Source organism: Streptomyces antarcticus (assembly GCF_026627255.1).
GTDB classification, from domain to species: Bacteria; Actinomycetota; Actinomycetes; order Streptomycetales; family Streptomycetaceae; genus Streptomyces; species Streptomyces antarcticus.
The window spans coordinates 41,796-53,805 of the sequence record NZ_JAPNLM010000039.1; the positions used below are offsets into that span (position 1 = coordinate 41,796).

11 protein-coding genes are annotated in these 12,010 nt (G+C 71.8%); 5 read left to right on the top strand and 6 right to left on the bottom strand.

Annotation, left to right across the window (positions count from 1 at the left end; translation table 11 throughout):
- Positions 1 to 7: 7 nt before the first annotated feature.
- Together OTB16_RS35385 and OTB16_RS35390 are read left to right on the top strand one after the other, a co-directional pair.
- Positions 8 to 160, top strand: coding sequence for a hypothetical protein (locus tag OTB16_RS35385; RefSeq protein WP_267726548.1), 153 nt, complete (start codon positions 8 to 10; stop codon positions 158 to 160).
- Positions 161 to 279: 119 nt separating this feature from the next.
- Positions 280 to 1,761 carry a UDP-N-acetylmuramoyl-L-alanyl-D-glutamate--2,6-diaminopimelate ligase gene (locus tag OTB16_RS35390; RefSeq protein ID WP_267726550.1) on the top strand — a complete coding sequence of 494 codons (1,482 nt, stop codon included), beginning with the start codon at positions 280 to 282 and terminating at the stop codon, positions 1,759 to 1,761.
- Here OTB16_RS35390 and OTB16_RS35395 read toward each other — a convergent pair.
- Complete coding sequence (locus tag OTB16_RS35395) at positions 1,758 to 3,149, bottom strand: Gfo/Idh/MocA family protein (RefSeq protein ID WP_267726552.1); 1,392 nt, start codon at positions 3,147 to 3,149, stop codon at positions 1,758 to 1,760. The genes OTB16_RS35390 and OTB16_RS35395 overlap by 4 nt on opposite strands.
- A gap of 200 nt (positions 3,150 to 3,349) precedes the next feature.
- Between OTB16_RS35395 and OTB16_RS39375 the strand changes: the two genes are divergently transcribed.
- From OTB16_RS39375 to OTB16_RS35405, 3 genes are all read left to right on the top strand, one after another.
- Positions 3,350 to 3,733, top strand: a complete 384-nt coding sequence (locus tag OTB16_RS39375; protein WP_324290923.1) for a DeoR family transcriptional regulator — start codon at positions 3,350 to 3,352, stop codon at positions 3,731 to 3,733.
- A 365-nt stretch (positions 3,734 to 4,098) separates the two neighbouring features.
- The gene (locus OTB16_RS39385; protein WP_324290924.1) at positions 4,099 to 4,389 is read left to right on the top strand and encodes a substrate-binding domain-containing protein; all 291 of its coding nucleotides are present in this window, start codon (positions 4,099 to 4,101) and stop codon (positions 4,387 to 4,389) included.
- Positions 4,390 to 4,593: 204 nt separating this feature from the next.
- Complete coding sequence (locus tag OTB16_RS35405; protein ID WP_267726554.1) at positions 4,594 to 7,002, top strand: polysaccharide lyase 8 family protein; 2,409 nt, start codon at positions 4,594 to 4,596, stop codon at positions 7,000 to 7,002.
- Between the two features lie 166 nt (positions 7,003 to 7,168).
- Here the strand turns inward: OTB16_RS35405 and OTB16_RS35410 are convergent, their stop codons facing one another.
- The 5 genes from OTB16_RS35410 to OTB16_RS35430 form a co-directional block, all read right to left on the bottom strand.
- Positions 7,169 to 8,095 (bottom strand): carbohydrate ABC transporter permease, encoded by a 927-nt coding sequence (locus OTB16_RS35410; protein WP_420717866.1) that lies wholly within the window; start codon positions 8,093 to 8,095, stop codon positions 7,169 to 7,171.
- Entirely contained in the window at positions 8,092 to 9,015 is a 924-nt protein-coding gene (locus OTB16_RS35415) for a carbohydrate ABC transporter permease (RefSeq protein WP_267726555.1), read from the bottom strand. The genes OTB16_RS35410 and OTB16_RS35415 overlap by 4 nt, the downstream gene beginning before the upstream one ends.
- A gap of 125 nt (positions 9,016 to 9,140) precedes the next feature.
- Positions 9,141 to 10,448, bottom strand: a complete 1,308-nt coding sequence (locus OTB16_RS35420; protein WP_267726557.1) for an ABC transporter substrate-binding protein — start codon at positions 10,446 to 10,448, stop codon at positions 9,141 to 9,143.
- A 264-nt stretch (positions 10,449 to 10,712) separates the two neighbouring features.
- Positions 10,713 to 11,696 carry a hydroxyacid dehydrogenase gene (locus OTB16_RS35425; RefSeq protein ID WP_267726559.1) on the bottom strand — a complete coding sequence of 328 codons (984 nt, stop codon included), beginning with the start codon at positions 11,694 to 11,696 and terminating at the stop codon, positions 10,713 to 10,715.
- A gap of 118 nt (positions 11,697 to 11,814) precedes the next feature.
- The coding region (locus tag OTB16_RS35430; RefSeq protein WP_267726561.1) for a hypothetical protein at positions 11,815 to 12,010 on the bottom strand (196 nt) is incomplete at its 5' end.

The following is a 12,010-nucleotide window of genomic DNA, read 5'->3' on the forward strand; positions in this document are numbered from 1 at the left end:
TCGGCCCATGGGTCACACACGTTCTTCGAGGCAGTGCCTGCGCCAGGCCGCCTTCGGGACGTGTCCGGCCGCCGGGGTTGCGACCGTCGTCGACCCGGCTCGCGCGGCCTTCGCCGCGGCGCCCGAGACCCGCCGTGTCGCCTTGCACGGCCACGGCTAGCGCTTCGCGCCCCAGGCCCCTCCGCTCCACATCACCACAGCAGCTTTCCGGCATGCCGCCGGCGCTGCCGCCTGGCTACGGCCGCACGCCCCGGGCCGAGCCCCCTCGAAGGGATCATTGTGAAGCTGAGCGATTTGCTGGCCGGGCAGGAGCACCACGTCCTCCAGGGTGATCCCGACACGACGCTGATCACCGCGGGAACCACCTTCGACGCCGACCGGGTGACCCCCGGCTCGCTGTTCATCGCCGTACCCGGACACCGGGAGGGCGGCCCCGGCTCCGTCCCGCCGGCGCTGGCCCGGGGGGCCGCCGCCGTACTGGTCGACGGAAGCGAACCCTCCCTGCCCGCCGCGGTCTGGCCGCCGGGTACCTGCGCCGTACGCGTTCCCGACACCCGGACCGCCGCCGCGGTGGTGACCTCCCGCTACTTCGGCGAGCCCGGCCGGCAGATGGACATGGTGGCGATCACCGGCACGAACGGGAAGACCTCCGTCTCGTACATGGTCGAGTCCGTCCTGCGGCTCGCCGAGGCGTCGAAGGTGGGGGTCATCGGCACCGCCGGGAGCCGGATCGGCGACGAGCCGATCCCGATGCCGCGCTCGGTGCTGACCACTCCGGAATCGCCCGACCTCCAGTACCTGCTGGGTTACATGCGTGACCGCGGGGCCTCCAGCGTGGTGCTGGAGGCCACCTCCATGGCACTGCTGACCCACCGGGTGGACCGTACGTTCATCGACGTCGGCGTCTTCACCAACCTGACCCAGGACCACCTGGACGACCACGGCACGATGGCGGACTACCGTGATGCCAAACTGCGGCTCTTCCAGGGCCTGTGCCGGCGCGCGGTGGTCAACGCCGACGACCCGGTGGGCGCGGGCATCGTGGCGATGATGCCGGGTGCGGTGACCACGTACGCCCTGGACTCCCCGGCGGACTACCGGGCCACCGACCTCGAGGTCAGCGCCGCGGGTACCCGGTTCACCCTGCACCACGGCGGGCACGCCTACCCGGCCTCGATCCCGGTCCCCGGCCGCTTCTCGGTGGCCAACGCGCTGGCCACCGTGGCGGCCTGTCACGTACTGGGCCACGAGCTGGGCCCCCTGGTCGACGCGCTCGAACGGATGCCTCCGGTGCCGGGCCGCCTGGAGCGCTTCCGAACGCCGCTGGGCACCTCGGTGATCGTGGACTACGCCCACTCCCCCGACTCCCTGGACAAGGTCCTGACCACCATCCGCGGCTTCGCCCGCGGCCGGGTGATCACGGTCTTCGGCTGCGGCGGGGACCGCGACACCACCAAGCGCGCCGAGATGGGCAAGATCGCCGGAACCCACTCCGACCTGTGCGTCCTGACCTCGGACAACCCGCGCAACGAGGACCCCGAGGCCATCCTGGACCAAGTCGCCCCGGGTCTCACGGCGACCGGAACCCCGTTCCACCGCTACGCCGACCGCCGCCAGGCGATCGCCTTCGCGCTGTCCACGGCGGGTCCGGAGGACACGATCCTCATCGCCGGGAAGGGCAGCGAACCGCACCAGATCGTCGGCGAGGAACTGCTCCCGTTCAGCGACATGGCCACGGTGCGGGAGCTGGCGCAGCCCTAGGAATGTCGCCAAAGTCCTGAAAGCTTCGTCGGACCGGCGGGGCCCGAGTGCTCGACGGGGTCCAAGCGCTCGGCGGGGTCCAGGGTCTCGGCCGGGTCCAGGGTCTCGACGGTGCCGGCCAGCCGGGCGCGTTCGGCGGCCAGTACGGTCAGGTGGCTGGTCAGGGATTCCCGGGGGCCGGACTTGACGAGGGCGGGGTTCCCCGTGGCCACGGCGGCCACGAACGCGTCCATGAGACCCTCGTCGCCGCCTCCGTGGCCGCCGCCCGCGTCCATCGGTCCTCCGGCGCCGGGGTCCATGTGCTCCTCGGTACGGGTCAGGAAGTCGTAGAGCCGCAGGCTCCGGCCGTCGCCCCGCAGTTCGGCCCTGGTCCCGAAGACCCGGGTCTGGCGGTCCGCCTGCTCGGTGAAGGCCGTCATCGTGAAGGTGGCGGTGGCCCCTGAGGCGAACTCCATGGCGACCACCTGGTGGTCGACCACGTCGTTGTCGCAGGCGTACACGCACCGCCCGTACGGGCCGTCCCGCAGGGCGCCCGCGAGGGCCCGCGGGGTGAACTCGTCGAGCACCGCGCTCAGGGGCCACCCGTGCCGGCCGGCCGCGAGCCGTTCGCCGTACTCGCGCGGGGCGGAGTACGGGCAGCTCGCTTCGACCGCACAGTCCAGACACCGGTCCGCGGCGCCGGCCGGCTTGTGCTCGGGCCGGAAGTGGGAGAGGCTGCCGAAGCTGGAGACCCGCACCGGCGGACGGCCGAGCACGTACTGCAGCCAGTCCAGGTCGTGGCAGGACTTCGCCATGAGCATGGAGGTGGCCTCGTCCTCGCGGCGCCAGTTCCCCCGTACGAACGAGTGGGCCTGGTGCCAGAAGCCGACCGGCTCCAGGTGCTGGACGCTGACGACGTCACCGAGGCGGCCCGAGTCGACGACGCGTTTCAGCGCCTCCGTGTAGGGCGTGTAGCGCAGGACGTGGCCGACGGCGAGGACCACTCCGGCCGCCTCCACCGCGGCGACGATCCGCCGGCACTCGTCCTCGTCCAGCGCCATCGGCTTCTCGAGCATGATGTGGTAGCCGAGGGCGGCGAACGCGAGCACCGGCTCCAGGTGTTCGCGGTCCAGGGTGCAGATCAGCACCGCGTCCGCGATCCGGCTGCGGCCGGTCAGCGTCCGCCAGTCGTCCACGGCCGCCGCGGAGGCCAGACCGTGTGCGGCCACCAGCCGGTTCCTGCGCGGCGCGCGCGGCTCCGCGACGGCCACCACCTTCGCGCGGTCGGGGTGCGCCAGCGCCCAGCGGGCGTGACCGGCTCCCCGGTCTCCGGCACCGATGACGGCGAGAGTGACCACTGAGGACATCTGACCCACTTCCCGGAGCAGCGAGGCGGTCTGCCCTCTCATGCTCCTCCCCCGTCGGCGGATACGGGGCGGGTTCCGGAGAGGGATCCGGCGGGGGATCCGGGGAGTGCACGGCACGAACGTCTGGAACGATCGTTCAATACGTTCACCCGAGGTCCCCACAGGGACGCGTACAGTACGCCGCACGGCGTGTCCGACCACCCGGACAGCAGCGTTACTCTCGGGTAACAGGGGGGCGAAGCATGCGTGTTCATGTACAAGAGCGGCACGAGCGGGTCATCCGCATCGTCCGTGAACACGGCATCCTGAGCATCGCCGGGGTTGCGGCCGCACTGAACGTCTCCATAGTTACCGTGCGCCGCGACGCGGCCTTCCTCGCCTCCGAGGGACGGCTCGGCCGGGTGCACGGCTCGCTGGTGTGGCCGGGCGACCATGCACTACTCCTTCTCCGAGATCGTCCAGAGTGCCCGCGCGGTGCTGGCGGCCCGCGGGGCTCGGCTCGTCCTCGCCCTGACCGGCCACCTGGCCGAGGAGGACGGGAGACAGATCGAGCGACTCGTCGCCTCCGGGGTGAACGGGCTACTCGTCACGCCGAGTTGGGTGCGCGGCGCACCCGGCCCCGGTGAGGCCGACGCGATCCTCGCGGCGCCGGTGCCCACCGTCCTGGTGGAGCGGTGGACCGCCCCCGGGAGCCCCGCCCACGGCCTCGGCCGGGTGCGTTCGGACTCCGCGCACGGGGCCGGCGAGGCAGTCCGCCACCTGGCCACCCTGGGGCACGCCCGGTTCGCGCTGGCGTTGCAGAGCAGTCCGCACACGGAGTGGCTGGAGGCCGGCTTCGAAGCGGCGCTGTCGACGCTCGGACTCCGCGCCGCGGCGTCGCCGGGCTTCGACGCGGCCGCCCTCGACTCCGAGCCGGAACGCTACGCCCGCACGCTGGAGTTCCTCCGCCGGGGCGTGCGCGAGCACGGCGTCACGGCCGCGTTCGTCCACAGTGACGCCGACGCCGTCGTACTGGTGCCGCGGCCTTCAGGCGCTGGGCATCCGGGTCCCGGAGGACCTCGCGTTGGGGGTCTACGACGACGAGGCGTCCGGACTGTCCGAGCTGGCCCTCACCGCCGTGGCGCCGCCCAAGCGCGCGGTGGGCGCGGCGGCGGCCCGGCTGCTGCTCGACCGGCTCGCGGGCGGCCCCGAGGGCGGCGGGGGCGGGTCCAGGCAGCACGTCGAGCTGCTTCCGGAGCTGCGCGTGCGCGACTCGTGCGGTGGCGCCGCGACCCCGGTCTGATCGCTTGAGCGTATTGATCCGTACGCGCCTCTTGAGCGTTCATCCGATCGCGTGCTAGAAACCGGTCAGCGGGGCGTCCTCCCACCCCGCACCCCGCCGTGTCGCCGCCTCACCGTCGAGCGGACGCCTCCTGCCGCGCGCGCACCCGCGCGGCCCGCGGCCTGCCGTGCGGCGAGCCGGCCCACGCCCAGCTCTGGAGGCTCCATGTCCACGCCGTGGTCCCGCCGTTCCTTCTTCCGGCTGTCCGGCAGCGCGGCCCTCTTGGCCGGAATCTCCTCGGCCGGCCCGGCGTCCGCCGCGTCCGCGCAAATGCCGGAGGCGGGCGACGCGTACGACGCGCTGCGCGGCGCCTGGCGCGAGATGCTGCTGAGCAGCGGGTTCGACCCGGCGGCCGCGCCGTTCGCCGAGAAGCTGGCCCTGCTGGGCTCCCAGGCCGGCGAGCACCGCTCCACGATGGCGGCCGCGAACGGATCGCTCTGGCCCGACCTCCCCCTGAACCTGTCGAGTTCGATCACCGCCAGCTACACGCGGCTGGCCGCCATGGCGCAGGCCCACGCCCAGCCCGGCACGGGCCTGACCGGCAGCTCCGCCCTGCTGGGCGAGATCAGCACGGGGCTCGACCACGTCCACGACCAGGCCTACAACGCTTCCCGGAGCCCGTTCGGAAACTGGTGGGACTTCCAGATCGGCTCCCCGCAGGCCCTGCTGGACATCAGCACGATCCTCCACGACCCGCTCTCCGCCGCCCAGCTCGCCCGCCACCTGGCAGCGGTCGACCGCTTCGTCCCCGACTCCTCGGTGGGCGCCTACACCGGCACCAGCACCGGCGCCAACCGGGTGGACCTGTGCCGTTCGCTGGCGCTGCGCGGCGTCCTGGGCAAGAACCCCGCCAAGATCGCGCTCGCCCGCGACGCCCTCTCCCCCGTCTTCCCGTTCGTCACCACCGGGGACGGCTTCTACGCCGACGGGTCCTTCGTCCAGCACACCTGTCTCGCCTACACGGGCTCGTACGGCGCCGTGCTGCTCGGCGGCCTGGCCGGGTTGTTCTCGCTGCTGAAAGGATCGCCCTGGGCGGTGTCCGACCCCCACCGGCAGACCGTCCTGGACTCGGTGGAGAAGTCCTTCGCGCCGTTCCTCTACAACGGCCTGATGATGGACGCGGTCTCGGGCCGCTCCACCAGCCGGGGCAACCCGCGGACCGGCCCCCTGGGATTCCAGGGCGGCGACCACGGCCGGGGCCACGGCGTCCTCGCCGCCATCGTCCTGCTGGGCACCGCCGCGAGCGGAGCGGAGGACCGGCGCTGGCGCGGGCTGGTGAAGGGCTGGATCCAGCGGGACTACTACAGCCCGGTGCTCGCCGACACCGACCTCGGTGTCGCCGCGCTGGCCCGGCTCAAGGCCGTACGGGACGACGACGCCGTCACCCCGATCGCCGAGCCGACCGGGCACAGGCTCTTCCCGAGCATGGACCGGGCCGTCCACCGCCGTCCCGGCTGGGCGGCGTCGGTCAGCATGGCCTCCCGGCGGATCGGCCTCTACGAGACGGGCAACGGGGAGAACCTCCGCGGCTGGCACACCGGTGCGGGCATGCTCCAGTGGTGGGGCGACACGTACGCCAACGGCCAGTTCACGGACGGGTTCTGGCCGACCGTCGACCCGTACCGGCTGCCGGGCACCACCGTATCCAAGAAGCCGCTCGCCGACGCCGAGGGCGGCGCCTGGGCGCTGCCGAGGCCGGACGTGACCTGGGTCGGCGGCTCCACGGACGGGGAGTACGCGGCCCTGGGGCAGTTCGTCCGCGGGCTGTCGAGCACCCTGTACGCCAAGAAGTCCTGGTTCTGCCTGGACGACTCCGTCGTCTGCCTGACGGGCTCGGTCAGGTGCACCGACGGGGCCGCGGCAGAGACGGTGGTCGAGAACCGCAACCTCGGCGCGAGCGGCGGGCACGCCCTCACGGTGAACGGCGCCGTCCAGCCCGCCGCGCTCGGCTGGTCGGCCACCCTCACCGGCAGCCGCTGGGCGCACATCGCCGGTCACGGCGGGTACGTGTTCCCCGGCGGCGCGACGGTCAAGGCGCTGCGCGAGGCCCGTACCGGCTCCTGGCGGGACATCAACACCGCGGGCACCGTCGACCCGGTCACCCGCCGCTACCTGACCTTGTGGTTCGACCACGGCGTGGACCCCGTCGACGCGTCCTGTTCGTCCGTCCTGATGCCCGGTGCCACCGCGGCCGCGACGGCCGCCCGCGCGGCGGACACCGGCTGGATCGTGATCCTCGCCAACGACAACGTCCGGCAGGGCGTCGTGGTGCCCTCGCTCGGCGTCACGGCCGTGAACTTCTGGTTCGCCGGATCGGCCGGCGCCCTCACCGCGGACAACCCGGCCTGTGTGCTGGTCCGGGAGCACGGAGACGGCACCGCGACCGTGTGCGTCTGCGACCCGATGCGGATGCGGACCGGCCTGACGGTCCGGTGGAACCGTGCCGTGGCCTCCGTGCTCTCCAAGCCCGCCACTGTGACCTCCGCCGTTACCGGTGCCGCCCTCACCCTCACCTTCGGGGACCTCAGGGGGCAGGCCGGGGCCACCCAGCGGATCAAGGTCGCCCTGGGCTGAACGGGGCGCGTCGGTGCCGTACGAGGGAGCGCGGCAGCGGTACGTCCACCCGGTCAGCGCGCGCAGGACGAGCCTCCCGGACGCGGCCCCGACCGGCACGGTGGAGGGCACGGTGGGCGGTGGGCCGGGGGCGGGGGGCGGGGCGGGGGCGGCTCGTCACGGCTGCCTACTTCACCGCACCGGCGGTCAGGCCCGAGCGCCAGAAGCCCTGGAGGCAGAGGAAGGCGATCACCAGGGGGATGATGGCGATGAGCGAACCGGTGATGGCGAGCGAGTACATCTCGGGGCTCTCCGTGATGGACACGTTCCACACGTGGAGGCCGAGGCTGACGGGATACAGGTCCTTGTCGTTCAGCATGACCAGCGCGCCGTAGAAGTTGTTCCAGCTCGCGGTGAAGGAGAACAGGAACAGCGTCACGAACCCCGGCGCCAGCATGGGCAGCGCGATGGTGCGGAAGGTCCGTACCTCGCCGGCGCCGTCGACCCTGGCCGCCTCGATCACCTCGTACGGGACGTAGCCCTCGGAGAAGACCCGGGCGAGGTAGACGCCGAACGGGTTGACCAGGGAGGGGATCAGCAGCGCCCAGTAGGTGTTGGTGAGGCCCGCCTTCGAGGCCAGCAGGTACATGGGCAGGGTGAGGACGGCTCCCGGTACCAGTACGCCCGCCAGGACCACGCCGAAGAGCTTCTCCTTGCCCGCGAAGGCGTACTTGTCGAAGGCGTATCCGGCCGCGACCGAGATCAGGGAGGAGAGCGCCGAGCCGACCACCGCGTAGAGGAGGGTGTTGAGCAGCCAGCGTCCGTAGATGCCGTCGTTATGGGTGAACACCTCGAGGACGTTGGAGAAGAGGTTGAACTCGCCGAAGCTGAAACCGCCGGTGCCGAAGAGGTCGCGGCGGTTCTTGGTGGCGGCCACCAGCAGCCAGCTGATCGGCATCAGCGTGTACAGCGCCAGCATGATCAGCACGCCGTTGACGGCGGCTTTGGAGGCCCAGGCGCGCGGGGCGCCGGGCCGGGCCGGCGCCGTGGGGCTTTTGGGCCGCGGTTGGCTGGTCCGCTCGGCGGTGCGGGGGGAGACGGTGTCCGTGCTCATGATTCCTGCCACCGCTTCCCCATCCGGGTGACCACGAACGACAGTGCTCCGGCCACGACGGCCAGCAGCAGGGAAGCCGCGGCGGCGGACGCGTAGTCGTGGTCGACGAACGCCTTGCTGACGATGTACATCGTGGGAGACCAGTCGTTGCCGAGGGCCTGCGCCTTGTCGGAGAGGAGCTTGGGCTCGGTGAAGAGCTGGATGGCTCCGACGCAGGTGAACAGCACGGTCATGACCACCGAGGAGCGGATGATCGGCACCTTGATGCCCAGGGCGATGCGCCAGGCGCCGGCGCCGTCCACCGTCGCGGCCTCCACGACCTCGCGGGGCACCGCCTGGAGCGCGGCGAAGAAGATCACCATGTTGTAGCCGATCCACTGCCACACGGCGATGTTGACCATCGACGACAGGGTGTGGCCGGGCGAGAAGAAGTTCCAGCTGCCGCCTGCGGCGTCGATCCACTCGATGACCGGGCTGAGACCCGGGGTGTAGAGGTAGATCCAGATGATCGAGGCGATCAGTCCCGGTACGGCGTGCGGCAGGAAGAAGGCGAGCTGGAAGAAGCGCTTGGCGCGGGCGTGGGCCGAGTCGACCAGGAGCGCCAGGCCCAGCGCGACGCCGATCATCACCGGAATGTAGACGAGGCAGTACGCGGCTACGTGCAGGAAGGAGTCCCGGAACGCCGGATCGGACAGTACCGCCGCGTAGTTGGCCAGCCCGGCGAAGGTGCGCTCCACGCCGCCGAACCCGAGCCCCGAGGACCGCTCCCGGTACAGGCTCATCCAGCCCGCGTACACCACCGGGGCGACCGTCACGGCGGCGAAGAGCACGAAGAACGGGGAGAGGAAGAGGACGACGGCGCCGCGTTGTCTGCGGCGCAGCGCTCTTCCGGCGGGTGCCGGGGTGGTGGTTGATGCCACGGGAGGGCTCCTTGGCGTACGGGTGGTTCCGGCGAGGTGGCGGCGTTCGGCTCGTGCCGCCGCGTGGCGGTGGGCGGCACGGGTCAGGAGGCCCGGCTCGGGCGGCCCGGGTCAGGCGGCCCGGGTCACTTGGCGAGCTTCAGGCCCCGGCTCCCGATCGCCGCACGCGCCGATTCCTGGGCCTTCGTCAGCCCGCTCGGCAGGCCGTTCCTGGCGGCCTCGTCCTTGAAGTCGGCGCCGACCTTGCCCCAGACCGGGCCCCAGGTCCAGCCGGGGACGATCGTGGCGACCTGGTCACCGGTCAGTTTGTAGAGGTCCTGACCGCCGAAGTAGGAGGTGTCGAATGCCTGCGCCGCCACCGCGGCCATGGCCGGGTTCGCGGGGAGGGCGCTGCTCGGGTTCTTCAGAGCGCCGATCCGGGCCTTCATCGACGCCGGGTCGGTGGTCACCCACTTGATGAACTCGGCGGCAGCCGCCGCGTGCTTGCTGCCCTTGGTCACGGCGAAGCTGGTGCCGCCGTACATCCCGCTGGCGGGCGTGCCCCAGTGGGGAACGGGTGCGACGCCCCACTTGCCCTTGAGGTCCGGCATGCCGGAGACCATTCCGCCCGCGCTCCAGGAGGCGCCCACGACGCTGACCGTCGTACCGTCGGCCTTCGACTTGGTCTCCTCCGGGGTGCCGGCTCCGTAGTTGAAGACCAGGTCGTCCTTGAGCATCGCCTGCCAGTAGTCGGCGACCTTCTGCGAGGGGGCGTCGTCGATCGCGGGCTTCCAGGCATCGCCCTTCACCTCGAACCACTTGGCGCCGGCCTGCCAGGACAGCGTCGCCTGGAGCGGGGCGTCGGTCGGGAAGGATCCGATCCGCGCCCCGGGGTCGGCGGCCTTGATCTTCTCGGCGGCCGCACGGTACTCGTCCCACGTCGTGGGGACGGTGACGCCGTACTTCTCGAAGAGGTCCTTGCGGTAGAAGTACACCTGCGGGGTGGCGTCGAAGGGGACCGACCAGGTCTTGCCGCCGAGGGTCACCAGGTCCCGGACACCAGCCGGGAAGCTCGTCTTGACGAGCTCTCCGGAGGAGGCGGTGATGTCCTCCAGGTATCCCTGACTCGCGAACTCCGGGACCATGTTGTACTCGACGGTCGCCACGTCCGGCGCGTCCCCCGCCTTGATGGCGTTGCTGATCTTGCTGTAGCCGTCGGCGCCGCCCGGGATCTGGGAGAAGCGCACCTGTATGTCGGTGTGCGTCCTGTTGAACTCCGCGGCCGCGGCCTCCGCTCCGCTCGTCCAGGTCCAGTACGTGAGGGTCACCGGCTTGCCGTCTTCCCCGGCGGCGGACGGCGCGGTGGGCTCGGATCCGGCGCAGGCGGAGGTCAGCAGGGCGAGGGAAAGCGCTGCGGCCACCGCTCCGTAGACACGCAAGGGCTGAGACTTCATGTGGACTGCTCCTTGGCGAGTGGGCTGAACGGGTTGAATCATTCGCTCCTGGTTCTTGAACGTCAAGAGCATGTGAACCATTGATCAATACGATCAGTTCAGTGGTGTCCGACCGCATTCCGCAGGACGGCGCGACAGCGCGGCGGAGCGCCGGCCCCGCTCCTCTCGCGGGCAAGCGCGGGCGCGGGGACGGGGATTGGGGGTTGGGGGTTGGGGCGGTGGCGGGCCGGGGAGGGCGGGGCTGGGCCGAGGTGGCCGGGAAGCTCAGGCCGTCCGGTCGAGGTCCTCGCGGTACACCGGGTGGGCGAACGGCGCGCCCGCGGCGTACCGGGCGATCTCCTCGACGGCGGAGTCGGCCATCCGGTGCAGTTCGTTGCCGAGAGAGCCCGCGATGTGCGGGGTGAGCAGCACATTGGGCAGGTCGTAGAGAGGGGAGTCGGCGGGCAGCACCTCCGGGTCGGTCACGTCGATGACCGCGTGCAGCCGGCCGGAGGCCAGCTCCGTCGTCACCGCGGCTCCGTCGACCAGTGAACCGCGCGCCGTGTTGATGAGCGTGGCGCCGTCGCGCATGAGCGCCAGCCGGCCGCGGTCGATCATCGCCCGGGTCTCGGGCAGCTCCGGTGCGTGCAGGCTGACCACGTCCGAGATCCGGCACAGTTCGTCGAGCTCCACGCCGCGGACTCCGAGCGCCGCGGCTTCCCCGCGGGTCACGTACGGGTCGTACAGCACGAGTTCGAGGTCGTACGGGCGCAGGAGCTCGATCACCCGGCGGCCGATCCGGGAGGCTCCGACAATGCCGACGGTCCGGCGGTAGTTGCCCGCGTGGGGGTACCTCAGGTGCCAGTCGTGCCGGGTGCCGCGGACGCTGCGGTACTCCTCGCGGAGCTGCATCACCCGCTTGTTGGAGAGCAGCACCATCGCGACGGTGTACTCCGCCACGGGCAGGGAGTTGGCCAGGGCCGCGGAGGAGACCGTGATGCCGCGGTCCCAGCAGGCTCCGGTGACGAGCCGCTTGACGGAGCCGGCGGCGTGCACCACCGCTCTGAGGCGGGGTGCGCGCGCGAGCGCGCGGGCGTCGACGGCGGGCGCGCCCCAGAAGGTGAGCAGCACCTCGGCCTCCGCGAGAGCGGCTGCCACCTCGGGTCTGGCGTAGTCGTCGGCGACGACCTCCGGGTCGAACTCGGCAACTGCGCGCAGCCGTTGGGTGACGGCCTCGCCCAACAGGCGGGGACGGAGTTCGGGGGCCATGGCAAGCAGGATTCGCGGGCGTCGACCAGGCATCTGGGGTACTCCTTGCGGCTGGGTGAGGCCGCGCCGACTCTATGAAGCCAGATTCCGATCGTCAAGATCCATCAATCATAAAGTTCTATTCGCTCAAAACGATCGCACCCGTACGGCGGTAAGCGGCGGCCCCGGTGTCGACGGCGACCGGTCGCGCGGCGACGGCCGGCTCCGGCAGGCGTGCGTCCGTCCCGCGCCGGGCATCCCGTACGTACGGGATGCCCGGCGCGGCGGAGGCGGGACCTCGAACGAGCCCCCCGCCCCCCCCCCCCCCCCCCCCC